The sequence below is a fragment of the Xanthomonas sp. WHRI 1810A genome, from assembly GCF_040202885.1.
GTDB lineage: Bacteria > Pseudomonadota > Gammaproteobacteria > Pseudomonadales > Pseudomonadaceae > Aquipseudomonas.
This window is the reverse complement of sequence record NZ_JBEGED010000006.1, coordinates 231851-251153: the sequence shown is the minus strand read 5'-3', so window position 1 is coordinate 251153 and position 19303 is coordinate 231851. Positions and strand designations below refer to the sequence as shown.

The following is a 19303-nucleotide window of genomic DNA, read 5'->3' as shown; positions in this document are numbered from 1 at the left end:
CGCTGATCAGGCCTGCCAGCGCTGTACAGACGGGCTGCAGCGAAGTTTCTGTAATAAAACGCGGAACATTCCTACTGTGCCTAAACTCCAAAGTGCGCGGACGGTAGACAAGTGACTGGCCCGCCCTGGCGCGGTCATCGGCCAGGCTCCGACCCTTGGTTGAATACAAAAGAGAACAAAGCTATGAAACGGATTCTTCTTGGTACTCTCTTCGCCGCTGTGTCCATCAACGCCATGGCGCAAGCCCCAGGCGGCCCGGACTGTGGCTGGGGCAACATGTTGTTCGAAGGCCAACGCGGTACACCCGCTCACTTCCTTGCATCCACCACCAACGGCACCTCCGGTAACGCCACTTTCGGCATGACCTCTGGCACCAACGGCTGCTCGACCAATGCTGCGCTGACCTACGGCGGTAAATCCTGGCTGGCCATGAATGGCATGATGGATGAACTGTCCAAGGACATGGCCATGGGCCAAGGCGAAGCACTGACCACTTACGCGGTCGTGTTGGGCGTTGCACCGGAAGACCGTGCGCATTTCGCCGCAGTCACCCACGAGCACTACCAGCAAATCTTCACCAAGGCAGATGCCACGGCGCAAGATGTCCACGACAACACCGTCAACGTACTGAAGAACGATCCGGCTCTGGCGAAATACGCTTCCCAGGCTTAAAGTCGGCACGCCTGTCTTCCGCTCGGAAGGCAGGCCTCCCACGCATTTGTCTTTTCCTGACTAGTTGCCTATCTATGCTCAAACGCCTTGCCTGGCTGGTGCTCTGTGTGTGCGCCCCGCTGTCTGCCGCACCCCATGTCGACAACGATCGTTTGCAGCAACTTGCCAGTACACCGTTCTGGATTTCCCTGGGCCATTACGAATCCGGCAAGCTGGGCGGTTGGCGCAGCTACGTGGATGACCAGAAGTTCTTCCTCGCGAAAGACGGCGAACATGACCCGACGGCCGAGCTGGCCGCAACAGTGGACGCGATCTACAGACCCGTCATCGCAGGACAAGAAAACGCCCACGCCCAATGCGTGTATCCCTCGCGGACCCGCTGGTTGCAGGATCAGCTCAAGCTCACCGACCTGCCCGCCGTGGACTGCAAGGAATTCAAACAGTGGTTCAAGGACGTGGCCCCGGACAGCACCGTATTGATCTTCCCGGCCGCCTACCTCAATAGCCCGTCGTCCATGTTCGGCCACACGCTGTTGCGTGTGGACCAGGCCGGGGTGCAAGCCAACAAGACCGCGCTGCTCAGTTACGCCATCAACTTTGGCGCGTACATCGAAGGCTCGGACAACAGCATTCTGTACGCCTGGAAAGGGCTGATGGGCGGCTATCCCGGCTTGTTCGCGCTGGTGCCGTACCAGGAAAAACTCTCCGAATACCGTAGCCTGGAGAACCGGGACCTGTGGGAATACCGGCTGAATCTGACGCCGGTGGAAACCCGGCGCATGGTCGAGCACGTGTGGGAATTGAAGCAGATCCGCTTCGGTTATTTCTTCTTCGATGAAAACTGCTCGTATCGCCTGCTGGAGCTGCTGCAAGTGGCACGTCCCGGCCTGGACCTGACCAGTAAATTCCAGCTGACCGCGATCCCGACAGACACCGTGCGCGCCGTGCAGGACGCAGGACTGGTGGAACGAATCGATTACCGCCCCTCCCGCGAGCGCGAGCTGCTAAGCCGGGCCGAACCGCTGAACAACGATGAGCAGCAATGGGTGCTGAAGGTCAGCGCCGACCAGAAGCAGCTGCAGGCGCCGGATTACCAAGCGTTGCCAAAGGACCGGCAGGCGCTGATTCAGGACGCGGCCTACCGCCTGGAACGCTACCGCGCCAACGGCCAGGAACGTGATCCGGTGGCGTCGCAACGCAGTTTCGAGCTGTTGCGCTCCATCAGCAAAAATCCGCCACCTGCGCTAAACATCGAACGCCCCGGGCTGCCCGAAGACGGCCACGAGTCCCGCACCTGGCAACTCGGTGCAGGCAGCCGCAATGGCAAGGCGTTCGGCGAATACGGCCTGCGCATGGCGTATCACGACCTGAACGACAACGCCTATGGCTTCCCGCTGGGCGCGCAGATCGAGATTCTTCAGCTCAAGCTGCGTCAATACGAAGGCAATCGGTGGCAGGTTCAGCAGCTGGATCTGGCGACCATCCGCTCACTGACCCCACGTAACGAGCTGCTGCAGCCGTGGTCATGGCAAGTGCGCGGCGGCCTGGAGCGGGTGCTGGGTAAGCATGGAGATGAAAATCTGGTCAGCCACGTTAACGGCGGTGCGGGCGGGACGTGGGCGTTGGGCGAGGACGTGTTGGGCTTTGCGCTGGGGACGGTGCGCATTGAGCACAACAATGATTTTTCTGCACTGGTGTCACCGGCCGCCGGGTTTAACACCGGCGTGCTGTGGCGCAACCCGCTGGGCAATTTCAGCCTCGAAGCCAAGGGTGATTACTTCACCAATGGCGAAGTGCGCCGCAACATCAGTCTGAACCAGCAGTGGGAACTGTCCCGCAATCTGGGTTTGCGCCTGAGTGCGCAGCGCGAGTTCAGCCAGATGACCTCGCCGGTGAATGAAGTGATGCTGGAGTTGAAGTGGTATCACTATTAGCAAAGAGAAGAGGCATTAATTGTAGGAGCGCGCTTGCCCGCGATATCAGTGTGTCAATCGGCGCACATATCGCTGGCAGATAGCATTCGCGGGCAAGCGCGCTCCTACACAGAGATAATCCTTCACGCGATTTTTGCGCTGTATCCCTCTTCTTCGATCAACCCGATGATCTGCTCATTCGCCAACGCGCTTTGTACGCTGACTTCGCCTTTGGCCAGATCGACGTTCACCTCGGCGCTCGGATCATCCGTCTTTATTGCCTGTGTGACGGCCTTGACGCAGTGCCCGCAGGTCATGCCCTGTACGTTGAAAACTTGCATGTGGTGACTCCTTCGTCGGGTTAGTCCGGTGTGATGTCGGCAGCTTCAACCTTGCCACCCGGGCAAGGTCAAGTTTCTGCTCAACCTGCCGGGCTGGTAATCGTTTTATCCGTGAGCCAAAGTGCACCCATTACCGCCCCAACCGGAGAATCTGCCATGCGCGGGTCTGCCCTTCGCCTTTTCAGTGTTATTGGCCTGTTGGCTTCCGCATCCTGGGCTCAGGCCGATCAGGACTACGGCGTGCTGATCATTTCCCGCGAGCGTCTTGAAATCGCGACCCCGTGCGAGATCGGCATCTTCATGCAGGATCAACTGGTCGGCCGATTGTTTCAGGAGCAATCGGCGTCCTTCAATCTGCCGGCCGGCGATATTTCCGTGCGCCTGCGCGTCTTGCCGGGCCAGGCGCCGGGCTGCTCGCCCGGCATCGAAGCGCAGAACAACTCACGGATTCACATCAACGCAGGCGACGTACTCAAGTACCGCATCGCCACCGGGGCAAACGGCATTTTCCTGAAAAAGGCCGATCTGAATTATTGACATGACAACCGTTGACCTTGCCCGTGTGGCAAGGTTGATCCTTGCAGGCCTCAGTCCTCAAGGGATCTTTATTCATGCCCCCCTCCGCCACGTTCGATCTGCCCATCGTCGGCATGACCTGCGCCAGTTGCGCGGGCCGTGTCGAACGTGCGCTGCGTAAAGTCCCTGGCGTCACAGAGGTCAGCGTCAACCTGGCCAATGAACGCGCCCAAGTAGAAGCCACAGGCGGGATCGACCCCGACAGCCTGATCGCCGCCGTCGACAAAGCCGGCTACAGCGCCAGCCTCCAGCTCGATACCGCCACGCAAGCCGCCGACCAGCAACAGCGCCATGTCGCCGAGCGCTGGGCGTTACTGGCCGCCATCGCCCTGGCACTGCCATTGGTCCTGCCCATGGTGCTTTCCCCGTTTGGCGTGCACGTGATGCTGCCGGCGTGGCTGCAATTTGCGTTGGCGACGCCGGTTCAGTTCATCTTCGGCTGGCGTTTCTACGTCGCCGCCTGGAAAGCCGTGCGCGCCGGGGCCGGCAACATGGACTTGCTGGTGGCCTTGGGCACCAGTGCGGGTTACGGGTTGAGCCTCTATCAGTGGGCGGTCGCCGCACCGGGCACAATGCCGCATCTCTATTTCGAGGCGTCGGCGGTGGTCATTGCCTTGGTGCTGCTGGGGAAATACCTGGAAAGCGGCGCCAAACGGCAGACCGCCAGCGCCATTCGCGCCCTTGAAGCACTGCGTCCGGAACGCGCCACTCAGGTGGTGGATGGACAGGAGCGTGACGTTGCTATCAATGCATTGGCCCTCAACGATCTGGTGTCGGTCAAACCCGGCGAGCGCTTTCCGGTGGACGGCGAGGTGGTCGAAGGTCAAAGCCACGCCGACGAAGCGCTGATCAGCGGTGAAAGCCTGCCGGTCCCCAAACAGCCTGGCGACAACATCACCGGCGGCTCGATCAACGGTGAGGGGCGCCTGTTGATCAGGACTTCGGCACTGGGCGCCGAGACCGTGCTGGCCCGAATCATCCGCATGGTGGAAGACGCGCAATCAGCCAAAGCACCGATCCAGAAGCTGGTAGATAAAGTCAGCCAGGTGTTCGTCCCGGTGGTGCTGGGCATCGCGCTGGTGACATTGATGGGTTGGCTGCTGGCGGGCGCCTCTCTCGAAACCGCCCTGATCAACGCCGTCACGGTTTTGGTCATCGCCTGCCCTTGCGCCCTTGGGCTGGCCACGCCAACGGCCATCATGGCTGGCACTGGTGTCGCGGCCCGCCACGGCATCCTGATCAAGGACGCCGATGCACTCGAACGCGCGCACGCCGTGACGGCGGTGGTGTTCGACAAGACCGGCACCCTGACCTCGGGCCAACCGCGCATCGCGCATCTGCTCGCCACGGACGACAACGAAAATGCCCTGCTGCAACAGGCCGGTGCGTTGCAACGCGGCAGTGAGCATCCACTGGCCAAAGCGGTGCTTGAGGCCTGTAGCGCGCGCGGCCTGACGCTGGGCAATGTCCAAAACAGCCGCTCGCTGGCCGGGCGCGGCGTCGCCGGCACCTTCGTCCATCGCGAGCTGGCGTTGGGCAATCGCCGGTTACTGGAAGACAACGGCGTGCAACCGGGGGCGCTGGCCAAGACCGCCGACGCGTGGGAAGCCGAGGGCCGCACGGTGTCGTGGTTGATCGCGCAGGGACCGCAGCCTTCGGTGCTGGGGCTGTTCGCGTTCGGCGACACGCTTAAGGTCGGCGCGGCTGACGCAATCAGGCAATTAAACGCGCGCCACATCAGCAGCCACTTGCTGACCGGCGACAATCACGGCAGCGCCAGGGTCGTCGCCGACGCGCTGGGGATCAAGGACGTTCACGCCAACGTGCTGCCCGCCGACAAGGCCGCGGCCGTGATCACTCTGAAGAAAACCGGCGTGGTCGCCATGGTGGGCGACGGCATCAACGACGCGCCCGCGCTGGCCGCCGCCGATATCGGCATTGCCATGGGTGGCGGCACCGACGTAGCCATGCACGCGGCGGGCATCACCTTGATGCGCGGCGATCCGCGATTGGTGCCCTCCGCCTTGGATATCAGCCGACGGACCTACGCAAAGATCCGCCAGAATCTATTCTGGGCGCTGGTCTACAACGTGATCGGCATTCCGCTGGCCGCGTTCGGGCTGCTCAATCCGGTGCTGGCCGGCGCGGCGATGGCGCTGTCCAGTGTCAGCGTGGTGAGTAATGCGCTGCTGCTCAAGACCTGGAAACCCAACCTTGAAGGAGAGACACCATGAACATCGGTCAAGCCGCCAAAACCAGCGGCCTGAGCGCAAAGATGATTCGTTACTACGAGTCCATCGGCTTGCTCGCGGCTGCCCATCGCACCGAGGCGGGTTATCGGCTGTATCGCCCGGACGACTTGCATACCCTGGCGTTCATCAAGCGTTCGCGGGATCTGGGGTTTTCGCTGGAAGAAGTGCGCAAGCTGCTGACCCTGTGGCAGGACCGAGGCCGGGCCAGTGCCGACGTCAAAGCCCTCGCCCGTCAGCACATCGCCGAGCTTGAGCAGAAAATCAACGAGATGACCGGGCTGCGCGATACGTTGCAGGAGCTGGTGGAGCATTGTCAGGGCAACGATCGCCCGGACTGCCCGATTCTGAGAGATCTGGAGTCGGGTGGGTGTTGCAAGCGTAATTGATGGTTCCCACGCTCCGCGCGGTAACGCTTAAAGGACGCGGAGCGTCACGGGATGCATGCCCACGCAGAGCGTGGGCACGATCAAACCCGCTTCACTGCATCCAGGGCGGAGGCGGCTCTTCGGTTTTGCCAGGTGGGGCTTCGTCGGCAGCTCGCACCGCCTGACGACGGTCCTCATCCAGCCGCGCCGCTTCGATCTCACGCAGCACACCGCCCACATCAGCCAGGTCTTCCGGCTCGTCGAACTCACCGGTCAACACGGTAGCAGGTGACAAGGTGCCGGCCTCATAGAACGACCACATCTCTTTAGCGAAACGCGTGTCCTTGAGTTCCGGCGCAAAACGGCCGAAGTACGACGCCATGTTGCCGACATCACGCTCAAGCATGCTGAACGCATGGTTGTTGCCAGCTGCATCCACCGCCTGCGGCAGGTCGATGATGACCGGACCGGTGGGCGTGAGCAGGACGTTGAACTCCGACAGGTCACCGTGCACCAGACCGGTACACAGCATCAGCACGATCTGCTGAATCAGGAACGCGTGATACTCGCGCGCCTGATCGGGCTCCAGCGTCACGTCATTCAGACGCGGCGCTGCATCACCGTATTCATCGGCAACCAGTTCCATCAGCAACACGCCTTCCAGGAAGTCGTACGGCTTGGGCACCCGCACCCCGGCGCTTGCCAGGCGGAACAGCGCCGCCACTTCGGCGTTTTGCCACGCGTCTTCGGTTTCCTTGCGGCCGAACTTGGAACCCTTGGCCATCGCACGGGCCTGACGGCTGTTACGGACCTTGCGGCCTTCCTGATACTCCGCTGCCTGACGGAAACTACGTTTGTTGGCCTCCTTATAAACCTTGGCACACCGCAGCTCATTGCCACAGCGCACCACATAAACAGCTGCCTCTTTACCGCTCATGAGCGGGCGCAGCACCTCGTCCACCAGACCGTCTTCGATCAGGGGTTCAATGCGTTTAGGAGTCTTCATCAGCTTTTTGTGTGGGTCCTTCGTTGCCAAACACGCGATTGTTGCTCGTTATACGGCAATCCTCTGCCAGCGAGTAGGGGGTAGGCCGATTCAGTGCCGGTTGGCCGTCGCCCCACTGGGGTAAAGCAGCTTTTGTGCCGTCTGGGGCAAAAGCCTGCATCCACGGTGAATCCCGAAGCTGTTCGGCTCGGGTTCTACGAAAAAAGAACGAAGCCGCGGCGCGCGCAGGGGTCCGAACACGGTTCAATTTGCGGTGAAGCGCTGTAATTAGATCAGTCCCACCAGGCAATCCCCATCCAGCACTTCAGTGCCACTCATTGCTCTGATCGGTGTTTGGTCATTTGCGAATCCACGGCTTCCAGGATGTCGCAGCTGTCTTGTAGCAACAGCCTGGCAACATCCGCCAAGCTGGCGAGGTCGGTTTCGTCGGGGTCGTTCTTGCGGGTGCCGTCGAGGCAGGTCATGAGGTTTTTGACGGCTTGCAGGCGCTGAACGGCGCACGCGTGGAGGTCAGCGATGGGCGCATCCGGGTTGATGAATAGGACAGTGTTGGGGTGTTGGGACAGTGGGGTGTATTGGGTCATTTCGATGGAATTCTCTATGTGATTTGGAAAGCCATCCCGTTTTATCGCCAAACAAAACAGGGGTGGCAACTGTACGCAGGTTGGCGAACCGGTCACATATACCCGGCAGACCCGAAGGTCTCCCACGCACAGCTACCATAACGCTGCCCATAGAGGGCAATCGAGCATCGGAGCTGTTGCAAATATGTAAATCGGATCGCCAAATCCGGTCGCTGAGGTGCAGCGACGGGGCGAATCATAGGGGCGGGTTTTGTGCGATGCAACTGTCGTTCGAGCGGGGATACGTGTTTGCCGCATCGTTTTGGTGGGATGCGGAATCAGTGGCGAAACAACTCCCCCGGCGTAAACCCGAACAACCCCTTGAACGCCGCAATGAACGCCGACGTCGAGTCGTACCCGCACGCCAAGGCTGTGGTCGTGACGCTGATCCCCTCCTCCAGCGCATTGAGCGAGGACAGCAATCTGGCCCGTTGCCGCCAGCCGCGAAAGCTCAGACCTGTCTCGCGCTGGAACAGGCGCATCAAGGTCTTTTCGGACATGCTCAAGCGCATCGCCCAATCGCTCAGCGTAATCATCAGGCCGGGCTGTTCAATCAATTCGGCGCACAGTGCCAGCAAGCGTGGATGCCGAGGCAACGGCAGGGAAAAGCCGACCTCCGGCAGGTGCGCCAGTTGATCGAGCAGTACCGAAGCAAGCCGCGATTCACTGCTCTGACCTTCAGGGTAATCGGCCGGGAACAGGCAGAAGCTCTTGATCAGCTCCCGGGCCAGCGGCGTGACTTCCAGCACCCGGCAGCGGTCCGGCGCCCATTCGCAATCCGCCTTGCGCACATAGAGGCTGCGCATCTCGGCGCGCATGGAGGTGACGACTTCATGCTCCAGCCCTGCGGGAATCCACACGCCCCACTGCGGCGGCGCGAAGAAACTGCCTTGCGGTGTGTGCACGCCCAGCACGCCGCTGATCGCGTAGGAAAACTGCACCCAATCGTGGCGATGCGTCGGGGTCCATGAGCCTGCGCTGAGGCTTTCGGCCCGGGCGTAGATCGCACGCGGCAGGTCGTGCAGGCTCGGTATCTGTCGCTCAGCGCCGGGATGGCGGGCGGAAAAATGTCCGTTAGTCAGCATAGGTTGGCCTTGTGTCGCGAGACGGCAGTCTACGGCTGAGTTACGCTGGGGACATCATTTTTTACACATTCGTCTTCTGCTACGAGCGAGCCCCGTTATGCACGTACTCAAACACCTCAAGCGCGTCGTCACCGACTGGTTCCTTCTGGGGATGCTGCTGGCCACGCTGCTGGCGTATTTCATCCCGTCCTTTGGCGCCACAGGCGGCGGGATGCACGCCGAGATCGTGATCACCGTCGGGGTGTTTCTGGTGTTCTTCCTGCACGGGGTCAACCTGTCCAGCGAGCAGATCAAAAACGGCCTGAAGAACTGGAAGCTGCACATCATGGTGCAGTTGTTCACGTTCCTGGTGTTCCCGGTGATCTGGTTCCTGAGCAACAAACTGCTGGGCTCCCAGGTGCCCGCGCTATTGATGCTGGGTTTCCTTTATCTGTGCGCGCTGCCCTCGACGATTTCGTCTTCGGTGGCCCTGACCGGCAGTGCGGGCGGCAATGTGCCCGCGGCGATTCTCAACGCCAGCATGTCCAGTGTGTTCGGGATTTTCATGACGCCATGGCTGGTGAGCCTGGTGGTGGGCACCGGCAGCGGCGGGATCGATCTGAGCAAAACGCTACTGGACCTGTGCATCATGTTGCTGCTGCCGCTGGTGCTGGGTCAGCTCATTCGCCCGCTGCTGGGCAAGTTTTTCGCGCGGCACAAGAAGTACACCAACCTCATCGACAAAATCGTCATCCTGCTGCTGGTGTACGCCGCGTTCTGCAATTCCATGGTGTCCGGCATGTGGCAGACCCAGGGCGACACGGTCATCCTGATGGCTTTCATCGGCAGCGCGGTGCTGCTGGCGGTAATTCTGCTGATGACCACCAGCACCGCAAAACTGCTGAAATTCAATCACGCGGACAAAGTTGCCGCCGTGTTCTGCGCCAGCAAAAAATCCCTCGCCGCCGGTGCGCCCATGGCCGCGCTGATCTTTGGCGACAACCCTGGGTTAGGCCTGATTCTGCTGCCGATCATGATCTACCACCCACTGCAGTTGATCGTCTGCTCGGTGATGGCCGAGGCCTACGCCACCCGGCACAAGCAGCAGTTGTCCAAAGAAGCGATTGAGGATGCGCAGGCGGCGTAACGCAGTGTTGGAGCGCTTCTGCCCGAAGGGCGTGGGAGTCTGGCTTGCCGACGATCTGCCGGGGACCGGCAGCAAAACCTAGGGCGCGCATTGATTCAATCGCGCTGGCTGACTCCGGGGCCGCTGCGCAGCCCCTCGCTGGCAAGCCGAGCTCCCACGGCCTGCGGCCAGAAGCCTACTCCAGCGTTTGATCGTGGGCACGCCCCATCCAGGATCGACTTCACCGCTCAATGATCGCCGTCACCCCCTGCCCGCCCGCCGCGCAGATCGAAATCAAACCACGTCCCTGCCCGGCCACGCTTAGAAGCTTCGCCAGGTTGGCGACAATGCGGCCGCCCGTTGCCGCGAAGGGGTGGCCGGCGGCCAGTGAGCTGCCTTTGACGTTGAGCTTGCTGCGGTCAATCGACCCCAATGGGGCGGCAAGGCCCAGGCTGGATTTGCAGTACTCGGCGTCTTCCCAGGCCTTGAGCGTGCACAGCACCTGTGCGGCAAAGGCTTCGTGGATCTCATAGAAATCAAAATCCTGCAGCGTCAGCCCGTTGCGCGCCAGCAAGCGCGGCACCGCGTGGACCGGTGCCATCAGCAGGCCCTCACCTCCGTGCACAAAATCCACCGCCGCCGTTTCGCCGTCACGCAGGTAAGCCAGTACTGGCAGGCCACGCTGCTGCGCCCATTCTTCACTGGCCAATAGCACCACCGAGGCGCCATCGGTCAGCGGCGTCGAGTTGCCCGCCGTCAGCGTGCCTCTGGCGCTGCGCTCGTAAGCAAGCTTGAGCGACGAGAGCTTTTCCAGGCTGGCGTCGAGGCGCAGGTTGTTGTCGCGATAGAGGCCACGAAACGGCATCATCAGGTCATCGTGCCACCCGTCGACATAGGCGGCGGCCATTTTTTGATGACTTTCCAGCGCCAACTGATCTTGCGCCGCCCGCGAGATATTCCAAGTCTGCGCCATCAGCTCGCAGTGCTCCCCCATGGACAAGCCGGTGCGCGGCTCGTCCGTGCGTGGCAGCTCAGGCTTGAGGTGGTGCGGGCGCAGCCGCAGCAGCGCCTTCATCTTGTCAGCGGGGGTTTTGCTGCGATTGACCTGCAACAGAATCTGCCGCAGGTCTTCGTTGACGCCGATGGGCGCGTCGGACGTAGTGTCAACGCCGCCCGCAATCCCGCAATCGATCTGCCCCAGTGCAATTTTGTTGGCGACCAGCAACGCCGCTTCAAGGCCGGTGCCGCACGCTTGCTGAATGTCGTAGGCCGGCGTTTGGTGGCACAGCCGCGAGCCGAGTACGCATTCGCGGGTCAGGTTGAAATCCCGAGCATGCTTGAGCACGGCTCCCGCCACCACTTCCCCCATGATCACCCCGTGCAGACTGAAGCGCTCGAGGAGGCCTTCCAGCGCAGCAGTCAGCATCTCCTGATTGGTGGCGGTGGCATACGGTCCGTTAGAGCGGGCGAACGGAATGCGATTGCCACCGATGATCGCGACGCGGCGTGGCTGGTTCATCTAAATCTCCCTGTCGTCGTTAAATGTAGGAGTGAGCTTGCTCGCGATAGCGATGTATCACTCAATATTTCAAGTGACTGACTTACCGCCTTCGCGAGCAAGCTCACTCCTACAGGGTTGCAATAGGACAGCGTAGGACTTATTGCAATCACCTGTGGTCCACTGGTTTGAACCCCAACTCAAGGAGCGTGTTCCATGGCATCTGATCGCTACATTGACTTCGCCAACTCGGACATCGGTCGCCGGCTGGTAGGAGCGGTCGGGCTGCCGTCGCCAGCACGGCTTGAGCGTTGGCAGGCCGGGCGTCTGCGGCCAGTGGAAGGGGCGCTGCTGATCAGTCCGGGACCGCTCTGCGAACGGGTCCGCGCCATTGCGCCCAGCTTGACCGACCTGCTGTTCACCTTTGGCGGCCCGGCGCCCGGCGAAAATCCCTGGATTGAAGGCCAGGGCCCCAAACTCAAGGCCGTGGTGTTCGACGCCAGCGCCCTGACGCGCACCGAGGAACTGGCGCAGCTGCGGTCATTCTTTCAGCCGATTCTGCGCAGCTTCGCGGCCAGCGCCCATGTCGTCATTCTGGCCAAAGCGCCGGACACACTGGACGACGCCGTGGCCGCCAGCACCCAGCAGGCGCTGGAAGGGTTCACTCGCTCGCTGGCCAAGGAATTGCGCGACGGTGCCACGGCCCAACTGCTGCAATTGGATGCCGGCGCCGAAGACCAACTGGAAGGTGCGCTGAGATTCTTCCTGTCGCCCAAAAGCGCTTACATCTCCGGGCAGGTCATTCGCCTGCGGGCCTTCAGCGAAACGGTTCAGGACTGGAGCCGCCCGCTCGCCGGTCGCAAGGCACTGGTGACCGGCGCGGCGCGGGGGATTGGCGCCTCCATCGCTGAAACCCTTGCCCGTGATGGCGCCGAGGTGGTGCTGCTGGACGTGCCACACGCCAAGTCCGACCTTGAAGCCCTGGCCGCGCGACTGGGCGGTCAGGCGCTGGTGCTGGACATCTGCGCCCCCGATGCCGCCGCTCAGTTGAGCGAGCACCTGCCAGGCGGGCTCGACATTCTGGTGCACAACGCCGGCATCACCCGCGACAAAACCCTGGCCAACATGACGGGCGACCTCTGGGACTCGGTGCTTAACGTCAACCTCAATGCGCCGCAGGTGCTGACCCAAGCGTTGCTCGACAGCGGCACACTGCATGACAACGCCAAGGTGATCCTGATGGCGTCGACCAGCGGACTGGCGGGCAATCGCGGTCAGACCAACTACGCGGCCAGCAAGGCGGGCCTGATCGGTTACGCCCGGGCCATGGCGCCCGTGCTGAAAGACCGTGGCATCAGCATCAATGCTATTGCACCGGGTTTCATCGAAACCAAAATGACCGCCGACATGCCATTCGCGATCCGTGAAGCCGGCCGCCGCTTGAGCTCGCTGGGCCAGGGCGGCCAGCCTCAGGATGTGGCAGAGGCCGTGGCCTGGTTGAGTCAACCAGGCAGTGGCGCCGTCAGCGGCCAGGTGCTGCGTGTCTGCGGGCAGAGCGTCATCGGCGCGTGATGACGTAAAAACAGGAGATCGGCAATGACCGCACACTGGCGTTATCTGGATAGCCCACCGGCGCTGCCGGGCTTATTCATGCAGGCGGCGCTGCGGCGCAAGGTCACCGGTTCGCAGCTGCCCGAACAGGGTCTGCGCTGCTGGGTGTCGGTGGACCCGGACAAGGTCGCGGCCTTCCGCCAGGTGTGCGGGTTCGTCACCAGCAGCCTGCTGCCACCGACCTACCCCCACGTACTGGCCTTCCCGCTGCAGATGAAACTGCTGACCGACAAGGACTTCCCCTTCCCGCTGCTGGGGCTGGTGCATGTGGCCAACCGCATCAGCATTCGCCGTCCGCTGGGTGGCGTGATCAAGGTGCAGGCCAGTGTGCGCGTCGGCAATCTCAAGGCGCACCCCAAAGGCGCGACGTTCAGCATGATCACCCAGATCGAGGACGCGCTTGGGCTGCTGTGGGAGGAAGACAGCACGATGCTGTGCCGCGGCGTGCAGCTCGAGGGCGAGGTTGCAAGCGCCTCCGAATCCCTGCCGCTGCCGGTCAACGAACTGGCCACTTGGCACGCGCCCTCGGACATCGGTCGCCAGTACGCCAAGTTGAGCGGTGACTACAACCCCATCCATTTGAGTGACGCCAGCGCCAAGCTGTTTGGGTTTCCTACGGCTATCGCTCACGGCATGTGGATAAAAAGCCGAACCCTGGCGGCGCTGGATGACCACCTGCCGGACGCCAACGTCGACATCGCCGTCGAGTTTCACAAGCCGGTGCGGTTGCCCAGCGAAGTCACGTTGTCGGCCAGCGCGGCCGGGTCTCATGGGCAGTTCAAGGTCGAGGGCAAGGACGGGATTGTGCACATGATCGGGCGTTGGCGGCCGGCGACGGAGTGATCACTGTAGGAGCGCGCTTGCCCGCGATCACATTCGTTCGGGCAACGGATCTCCATCGTTCAAACGGGCCAATCGCGGGCAAGCGCGCTCCTACAGGTGGTCACCAAAACTCCCGCCACTGAATCCTTGCTTCCACCCCGCTTCCCGCTGAAGCTATGCGCCTTCAGGAGACGCCCATGAACCTCGACGCACTCACTCAACGCCTGCACTGCATCCGCGATAACAACGACTGGCGCCAGTTTCACAGCCCGAAAAACCTGGCCATGGCCGCCAGTGTGGAGATGGCCGAGCTGGTGGAAATCTTCCAGTGGAAAACCGAAGACCAGTCCCGCCAGTTGCCCCCCGATGAACTGGCCCACGCCGGTCAGGAAGTGGGCGACATCGTTCTGTACCTGCTGTTGATGTGCAGCGAGCTGGGGCTGGACATGAACGAAGTGGTCAGCGCCAAACTGGCCGACAGCGAGCGGCGGTTCAGCAAATGAGTGACCGTCATTTCGACCTGCTGGCCACGCGCTTCGCGGAAAAAATCTACGGCGGTGCCAAGGGGGCGATCCGGCTGGCGGTGTTGCAGGCCGACCTGACCGAAAGCTTGCCGGACCGTCCGTTGCGCGTATTGGACATTGGCGCAGGCCTCGGGCACATGTCGTTGTGGCTCGCCGAGCGCGGGCACGACGTGACTCTGGCCGAGCCCGCCGAACCCATGCTCGAAGGGGCTCGCCAGCGCTTTATCGACGCCGGGCAGACGGCCACGTTCATCCAGGCGCCATGGCAGGCACTGCCCGACATTCTCACCGAGCGTTACGATCTGGTGATCTGCCACGCCGTGCTGGAATGGCTGGAAGAGCCCTTCACGATTCTGCCGGTGCTGCATCAGTTGACCGAGCCCGATGGCTGGTTGTCGCTAGCGTTCTACAACCGCGACGCGCTGATTTATCGCAATCTGCTCAAGGGCCATTTCCGCAAGATGCGGCGCAACACCATGGCCGGCGAGAAACAAAGCCTGACCCCGCAACAACCGCTTGATCCCCGGGAATTAGCGGCGCAACTTGAAGCGCTGTGGCGAGTCGAAACCGAAAGCGGTGTCAGGGTTTTTCACGATTACATGCCGGTGGAGTTCCAGGCCAAAGCCGAACTCGCCGACCTGCTTGAAATGGAGTTGTCCCACCGCCGCCACCCCGCATTCGCCGGATTGGGACGCTACCTGCACTGGATGTGCCGACCCGTTTGAGACTGCCACTCGCGGAGACCCTCATGAAACGCTGCCTCGCTTTGCTGACGCTCTGCCTGAGCATCACTGCCTGCCAGAGCAACAACCCGTACGTCGCCACTTCAGCGCCGATGCCCGCTGCACCGCCCCAGGCGGCGAACACGCTGGACATGAGCGCGTACCCGGCGCCGCCGCGTGACTATGGCCGCTACCGCAGCTGGACGTGGCTCAACGGTCAGCTGCCGCCGGGTACGGCGTGGGCTGATTCGGCGCAAGTGGCCGAGGCGGTGAGCAACGGGCTGGACCAGCGCGGGTTGCGTCCGTCTTCAAACCCGCAGGCGGCTGACCTGCGGGTGATGGCGCAGACCCGGATGGAAACCCGGATCCGCCAGGAGCGCGACGATTATTACGACCCGTACTATGGCGGCATGGGTGGCGGCTATTACAACGGGTATCGCAACGGCTACGGCGGTTACGCCAGCGTTCCAATTGTGCGCACCTATCAGGTTCAAGTGGTCGTGGTGCAGATCAGTCTGTTCGACGGCCGCAGTGGTCAGCCGGTGTGGAGCGCCAGCGCCGAGACCGGCAGCGGCGGCGGCGGCGATCAATCGGACCGCGCCAAAGCCTTGCGGCAGGCGGTGCAAAGCGCACTGACTGCTTATCCTCCTTCGTAAACGTTCTGGAGAGCCACCATGTTGCGTTGTCTTGCGTTAGTGTTTTTTGCGGTGCTCCTGAGCGCCTGTCAGACGGATCGCGTGAATCGCGATTTCGATGCTCAACGGGACTTCGGCGGCTACCGGACTTGGGCCTGGAAAGAGCCTGCCCTGCAATATCAACCGGATGATCCACGGATCAAAAGTGACCTGACCGAGCAGCGCATCCGGCAGTCGGTGGGTGAGCAGCTCGATCAGCGCGGATTGCGCATGGCAGCGCCGGGCGTCAGGGCGGATGTGCAGGTGCAGGCCTGGCTGATCGTTGAGAACAAGCAGCAACTGATCAGCAACACCTATGGGGGCGGCGGTTACTGGGGCAACCCGTGGGGCGGTTATTGGGGCGGCCCGATGGGCACCGAAACCCGCAGCGTCGATTACAAGGTCTCGACCCTGCAGATCGACATGCTCGACGGCAAGGACGGCAAGCTGGTCTGGCGCGGCAGTACCGAACAGGTCGTCAGCGACAGCTCGGCCAACCCGGCAGCCCGGGAGTTGGCGCTGCGTCAGACCGTGGCGAAAATTTTGCAGCAGTATCCGCCGCGTTGATGATGTGGACGGTGGCTTGTGTAGGAGCTGCCGAGCCGCCGAAGGCTGCGATGCGGTACATCTGACACACCGCAATCGCAGCCTCGCTCGGGCTCGTCAGCTCCTACAGGTCGTGCGAAGCCCTCAATCCACCACACTGAACTCCACCCGCGCCGTCTGGCCGCTTTCGTCCAGCACGCTGAGTTGGTAGCGGCCGCGCCGGGTCAATGTCGGGCTGTAACTGGCCTGGTTCGCCGTATCGGCGACCGGCGCGCCGTCGATGAACCACCAGCGCCGACCGCTGCCGCCCAAGGCTGACACGCTTAGCCGCAGCGATTGTTGGCTGCCGGCAGGCAAGCGCAATTGATCGCCCTCACGAACGCCGACAATCGACAGCGGCGCGGCCAGGCTCACGCCTTGTGGCGGGCAGTGTGGGTCAATCTCGGGCAGTCGCGCCTCCCGACGTTCCGCCCGAGGCAGCCACGGCTCAAGGGGCGCGGGCCACAGCGCGACGTCACGGGCCTGCGCGCCAGGACACTCGGCGCCCACCCGCAACCCTTGCGCGCTGACCCACACCTTCTCCAGCAAACCCAACCCCAACGGCTGGTCGGCGGCCTGCAACGTCGGTGGCGTGGTGCCATCCAGCGTCCAGGCAAAACGCTGACGACGGCAATTGGGCTCGGCCTTGCTCATCGGCTGCCCCAGCGGCCAGCAGATCGCCGCGACACCCACATTCAGCGGCACCGGTTGCACGGGCGCGACGATGTTGCGCTGGGCATCGCGGTTCACCAGCAGGTCGTGCACCTGCAACATCAGCGGCGCTGCCGACGCCAGGCCAAACTGCCCTGGCACCGGTGTACCGTCCGGGCGGCCGATCCACACGCCGATCAAAAACCGCGGCCCGACGCCAATCGACCACGCATCGCGAAAGCCATAACTGGTCCCGGTTTTCCACGCCAGCTGGGGGCGTTGCACGAGGTCGGCGTGCGGGTCCAGATCAGGCCGCGACTGTCCGCTGAGAATCCGTCGGATAATCCACGCCGCCCCCGGCGACATCATGGCGTGATCGCGCAATCGATCATCCGGTTGCAGCCGGATATCCGCGCTGCGCCCCGCTCGCGCCAACGCGGCATAACCGCCCACCAAGTCCTCCAGACGACTGCCGGCGCCGCCCAGGATCAACGCCAGATTCGGTTCGGCCAGCGGCGGTAACGTCAACGGCACGCCCGCATTACGCAACTCGGCGGCGAAACGCTTGGGGCCATAGGCTTCCAGCAATTGCACGGCGGGCAAGTTGAGGGACATCGACAGTGCAGCGCTGGCCGACACCGCCCCGGTGAATCCCGATGAAAAATTGCCCGGCCGATAGTCACCGTAGCGGCGCGGTACGTCCTGCAGCAACGATTCGGAATGAATCAAACCGGCATCCATGGCCTTGCCGTACAGAAACGGTTTGAGCGTCGAGCCCGGCGAGCGCAGGGCGCTGATCATGTCGACGTGCCCGAAACGCCGTGTGTCGCTGATGTCCACCGAGCCGACGTACGCGCGGGTGGCCATGGTCTGCGCTTCCACCACCAGAATCGCCGCCGACGTGCGCTCCGGCAGACGCGCCCGCCAGTTCAGCAGCAAGTCTTCCAGCCGGCGTTGCAGCCCTGCGTCCAGGGTGGTGCGGATCAACGGCGGGCTGTCGGGACGGTTCAGGCGCCGCGCCAGCAACGGTGCCAGAGACGGTTCTTGTCGAGGCGCCAGCAACAACGGCTCTTCCAGCGCGTCGTTGATGGCGTGTTGCGGCCAGACGTCGAACTCGGCCAGACGCCGCAGCACTTTGTCGCGCGCAGCCTGCGCCCGTTGCGGATGACGATCCGGACGCAACCGGCTGGGCGCCTGGGGCAGCACGGCCAACAAGGCGGCGTCGGCACGGGTCAGTTGCTGCGGTGATTTGCCCAGGTACGCCCAACTGGCAGCGGCCACGCCTTGCAACGTGCCGCCGAAGGGTGCGCGGTTGAGGTACAGCGTGAGGATTTGCGGTTTGCTCAGGTGCCACTCCAGCTGGGCCGTGCGCCACAACTGACGCAGTTTGCCGCCAAGCGTTCGCGGGTGCGGATCCAGCAACCGCGCCACCTGCATCGACAACGTGCTGCCTCCGGACACCACGTGGCCACCGCTGAGGTTTTGCCAGGTGGCACGCAGCAACGCCATGGGGTTCACACCGGGGTGCTGATAAAACCAGCGATCCTCGTAGGTCAACAGCGCCTCAAGGTAAAACGGCGACACCTGATCCACCGACACCGGATAGCGCCACACGCCGTCGGCATCGGCAAAGCGCCACAGCGGCGTGCCGTCTTCGGCCAGGACCACACGGGCGAGGTCGTCCTGGGGCAGCGGCAGTGGCCAGAGTTGGTCGGCGAGCCAGAGCAGGAGGATCGATCCCAGCAAGGCGGCGAGCAGCTTGCGCAGAAGTTTTACGCGTCTCATGCCAAAGAGCCTTTATGCTGCACGGAACTCGGCGACACGAGTGACAGCCAAAGCGAACAGTTCCCTTGTTCCATGATCTTCATCAGGAAGCAGATATGCAGGTAGAAAGCTTTTTCGAATGGCTTGGCCAGGCCATTGGTGCCGTGATTCGCTTCATCGTCGACGGCCTGAGCTGGCTGTTCAATCTGTTCACTCATGCCGGCGGCAACTTCGTCGACGGCCTGTCTCGCACACTGGGCATGGACACTTCGCTGATCAGCATCATCGCGCTGATCGTCGGGCTGATGCTGTTGTACTCCGCGGTTCGCGCCTTCATGCGCGCCTCGATCATTATGGGCATCATCTGGCTGTTTCTGGGGCTGTGGCTGTTGAGCTGGATTATTCACTGATAGCGGCATCACCAACGCTGTAGGAGCGCGCTTGCCCGCGATGACGTGAGTGGGCCTGATGCAAATTCATCGGCCTGAACGACGCAATCGCGGGCAAGCGCGCT

At 62.5% G+C, this 19303-nt stretch carries 19 protein-coding genes; 13 read left to right on the top strand and 6 right to left on the bottom strand.

Features of this window, described 5'->3' with window-relative positions:
* Positions 1-183 precede the first annotated feature (183 nt).
* Entirely contained in the window at positions 184-672 is a 489-nt protein-coding gene (locus ABQX22_RS11690; RefSeq protein ID WP_349799597.1) for a DUF3015 domain-containing protein, read from the top strand.
* A 74-nt stretch (positions 673-746) separates the two neighbouring features.
* Entirely contained in the window at positions 747-2606 is a 1860-nt protein-coding gene (locus ABQX22_RS11685; RefSeq protein ID WP_349799595.1) for an Lnb N-terminal periplasmic domain-containing protein, read from the top strand.
* A gap of 122 nt (positions 2607-2728) precedes the next feature.
* Here ABQX22_RS11685 and ABQX22_RS11680 read toward each other — a convergent pair whose 3' ends face one another.
* On the bottom strand, positions 2729-2926 hold the full coding sequence (locus ABQX22_RS11680; RefSeq protein WP_349799593.1) for a heavy-metal-associated domain-containing protein: 198 nt from the start codon (positions 2924-2926) through the stop codon (positions 2729-2731).
* A 156-nt stretch (positions 2927-3082) separates the two neighbouring features.
* Between ABQX22_RS11680 and ABQX22_RS11675 the strand changes: the two genes are divergently transcribed.
* The 3 genes from ABQX22_RS11675 (at position 3083) to cueR (ending at position 6140) form a co-directional block, all read left to right on the top strand.
* On the top strand, positions 3083-3463 hold the full coding sequence (locus ABQX22_RS11675; RefSeq protein ID WP_349799592.1) for a hypothetical protein: 381 nt from the start codon (positions 3083-3085) through the stop codon (positions 3461-3463).
* Positions 3464-3537: 74 nt separating this feature from the next.
* Positions 3538-5736, top strand: a complete 2199-nt coding sequence (locus ABQX22_RS11670; protein WP_349799590.1) for a heavy metal translocating P-type ATPase — start codon at positions 3538-3540, stop codon at positions 5734-5736.
* The gene (gene cueR / locus ABQX22_RS11665; RefSeq protein WP_349799589.1) at positions 5733-6140 is read left to right on the top strand and encodes a Cu(I)-responsive transcriptional regulator; all 408 of its coding nucleotides are present in this window, start codon (positions 5733-5735) and stop codon (positions 6138-6140) included. The genes ABQX22_RS11670 and cueR overlap by 4 nt, the downstream gene beginning before the upstream one ends.
* A gap of 91 nt (positions 6141-6231) precedes the next feature.
* Here cueR and ABQX22_RS11660 read toward each other — a convergent pair whose 3' ends face one another.
* The 3 genes from ABQX22_RS11660 to ABQX22_RS11650 all read right to left on the bottom strand — a co-directional run bounded on the left by ABQX22_RS11660 (position 6232) and on the right by ABQX22_RS11650 (position 8833).
* The gene (locus tag ABQX22_RS11660) at positions 6232-7125 is read right to left on the bottom strand and encodes a PA4780 family RIO1-like protein kinase (RefSeq protein ID WP_349799587.1); all 894 of its coding nucleotides are present in this window, start codon (positions 7123-7125) and stop codon (positions 6232-6234) included.
* 314 nt (positions 7126-7439) lie between these two features.
* Complete coding sequence (locus ABQX22_RS11655) at positions 7440-7709, bottom strand: hypothetical protein (protein ID WP_349799585.1); 270 nt, start codon at positions 7707-7709, stop codon at positions 7440-7442.
* Positions 7710-8026: 317 nt separating this feature from the next.
* Entirely contained in the window at positions 8027-8833 is an 807-nt protein-coding gene (locus ABQX22_RS11650) for an AraC family transcriptional regulator (protein WP_349799583.1), read from the bottom strand.
* 97 nt (positions 8834-8930) lie between these two features.
* On the opposite strand from ABQX22_RS11650, the gene ABQX22_RS11645 reads away from it, so the two are divergent.
* Complete coding sequence (locus tag ABQX22_RS11645) at positions 8931-9959, top strand: bile acid:sodium symporter family protein (RefSeq protein WP_349799581.1); 1029 nt, start codon at positions 8931-8933, stop codon at positions 9957-9959.
* A 220-nt stretch (positions 9960-10179) separates the two neighbouring features.
* Here the strand turns inward: ABQX22_RS11645 and ABQX22_RS11640 are convergent, their stop codons facing one another.
* Complete coding sequence (locus ABQX22_RS11640) at positions 10180-11457, bottom strand: acetyl-CoA C-acetyltransferase (protein ID WP_349799579.1); 1278 nt, start codon at positions 11455-11457, stop codon at positions 10180-10182.
* Positions 11458-11652: 195 nt separating this feature from the next.
* On the opposite strand from ABQX22_RS11640, the gene ABQX22_RS11635 reads away from it, so the two are divergent.
* The 6 genes from ABQX22_RS11635 (at position 11653) to ABQX22_RS11610 (ending at position 16356) form a co-directional block, all read left to right on the top strand.
* Complete coding sequence (locus ABQX22_RS11635; protein WP_349799577.1) at positions 11653-13008, top strand: 3-oxoacyl-ACP reductase; 1356 nt, start codon at positions 11653-11655, stop codon at positions 13006-13008.
* 24 nt (positions 13009-13032) lie between these two features.
* Positions 13033-13890 carry a MaoC family dehydratase gene (locus tag ABQX22_RS11630; protein WP_349799575.1) on the top strand — a complete coding sequence of 286 codons (858 nt, stop codon included), beginning with the start codon at positions 13033-13035 and terminating at the stop codon, positions 13888-13890.
* A gap of 176 nt (positions 13891-14066) precedes the next feature.
* Positions 14067-14372 (top strand): nucleotide pyrophosphohydrolase, encoded by a 306-nt coding sequence (locus ABQX22_RS11625; protein ID WP_349799573.1) that lies wholly within the window; start codon positions 14067-14069, stop codon positions 14370-14372.
* Positions 14369-15118 (top strand): methyltransferase domain-containing protein, encoded by a 750-nt coding sequence (locus tag ABQX22_RS11620; protein ID WP_349799571.1) that lies wholly within the window; start codon positions 14369-14371, stop codon positions 15116-15118. Before ABQX22_RS11625 ends, ABQX22_RS11620 begins: the two co-directional genes overlap by 4 nt.
* 23 nt (positions 15119-15141) lie before the next feature.
* Positions 15142-15771, top strand: a complete 630-nt coding sequence (locus tag ABQX22_RS11615) for a DUF4136 domain-containing protein (RefSeq protein WP_349799569.1) — start codon at positions 15142-15144, stop codon at positions 15769-15771.
* Between the two features lie 18 nt (positions 15772-15789).
* Positions 15790-16356, top strand: coding sequence for a DUF4136 domain-containing protein (locus ABQX22_RS11610; RefSeq protein ID WP_349799567.1), 567 nt, complete (start codon positions 15790-15792; stop codon positions 16354-16356).
* A 123-nt stretch (positions 16357-16479) separates the two neighbouring features.
* Here the strand turns inward: ABQX22_RS11610 and pbpC are convergent, their stop codons facing one another.
* Positions 16480-18810, bottom strand: a complete 2331-nt coding sequence (pbpC, locus tag ABQX22_RS11605) for a peptidoglycan glycosyltransferase PbpC (RefSeq protein ID WP_349799565.1) — start codon at positions 18808-18810, stop codon at positions 16480-16482.
* A gap of 95 nt (positions 18811-18905) precedes the next feature.
* Between pbpC and ABQX22_RS11600 the strand changes: the two genes are divergently transcribed.
* Entirely contained in the window at positions 18906-19199 is a 294-nt protein-coding gene (locus ABQX22_RS11600) for a hypothetical protein (RefSeq protein ID WP_349799563.1), read from the top strand.
* Positions 19200-19303 lie beyond the last annotated feature (104 nt).

Bases quoted from the DNA above. Each gene is read 5' to 3' on its own strand.
- cueR (WP_349799589.1), top strand. From the start codon at position 5,733: ATGAACATCGGTCAAGCCGCCAAAACCAGCGGCCTGAGCGCAAAGATG.
- ABQX22_RS11645 (WP_349799581.1), top strand. From the start codon at position 8,931: ATGCACGTACTCAAACACCTCAAGCGCGTCGTCACCGACTGGTTCCTT.
- ABQX22_RS11610 (WP_349799567.1), top strand. From the start codon at position 15,790: ATGTTGCGTTGTCTTGCGTTAGTGTTTTTTGCGGTGCTCCTGAGCGCC.
- ABQX22_RS11650 (WP_349799583.1), bottom strand. From the start codon at position 8,833: ATGCTGACTAACGGACATTTTTCCGCCCGCCATCCCGGCGCTGAGCGA.
- pbpC (WP_349799565.1), bottom strand. From the start codon at position 18,810: ATGAGACGCGTAAAACTTCTGCGCAAGCTGCTCGCCGCCTTGCTGGGA.
- ABQX22_RS11620 (WP_349799571.1), top strand. From the start codon at position 14,369: ATGAGTGACCGTCATTTCGACCTGCTGGCCACGCGCTTCGCGGAAAAA.
- ABQX22_RS11640 (WP_349799579.1), bottom strand. From the start codon at position 11,457: ATGAACCAGCCACGCCGCGTCGCGATCATCGGTGGCAATCGCATTCCG.
- ABQX22_RS11630 (WP_349799575.1), top strand. From the start codon at position 13,033: ATGACCGCACACTGGCGTTATCTGGATAGCCCACCGGCGCTGCCGGGC.
- ABQX22_RS11685 (WP_349799595.1), top strand. From the start codon at position 747: ATGCTCAAACGCCTTGCCTGGCTGGTGCTCTGTGTGTGCGCCCCGCTG.
- ABQX22_RS11600 (WP_349799563.1), top strand. From the start codon at position 18,906: ATGCAGGTAGAAAGCTTTTTCGAATGGCTTGGCCAGGCCATTGGTGCC.
- ABQX22_RS11655 (WP_349799585.1), bottom strand. From the start codon at position 7,709: ATGACCCAATACACCCCACTGTCCCAACACCCCAACACTGTCCTATTC.
- ABQX22_RS11690 (WP_349799597.1), top strand. From the start codon at position 184: ATGAAACGGATTCTTCTTGGTACTCTCTTCGCCGCTGTGTCCATCAAC.
- ABQX22_RS11670 (WP_349799590.1), top strand. From the start codon at position 3,538: ATGCCCCCCTCCGCCACGTTCGATCTGCCCATCGTCGGCATGACCTGC.
- ABQX22_RS11675 (WP_349799592.1), top strand. From the start codon at position 3,083: ATGCGCGGGTCTGCCCTTCGCCTTTTCAGTGTTATTGGCCTGTTGGCT.
- ABQX22_RS11635 (WP_349799577.1), top strand. From the start codon at position 11,653: ATGGCATCTGATCGCTACATTGACTTCGCCAACTCGGACATCGGTCGC.
- ABQX22_RS11625 (WP_349799573.1), top strand. From the start codon at position 14,067: ATGAACCTCGACGCACTCACTCAACGCCTGCACTGCATCCGCGATAAC.
- ABQX22_RS11660 (WP_349799587.1), bottom strand. From the start codon at position 7,125: ATGAAGACTCCTAAACGCATTGAACCCCTGATCGAAGACGGTCTGGTG.
- ABQX22_RS11615 (WP_349799569.1), top strand. From the start codon at position 15,142: ATGAAACGCTGCCTCGCTTTGCTGACGCTCTGCCTGAGCATCACTGCC.
- ABQX22_RS11680 (WP_349799593.1), bottom strand. From the start codon at position 2,926: ATGCAAGTTTTCAACGTACAGGGCATGACCTGCGGGCACTGCGTCAAG.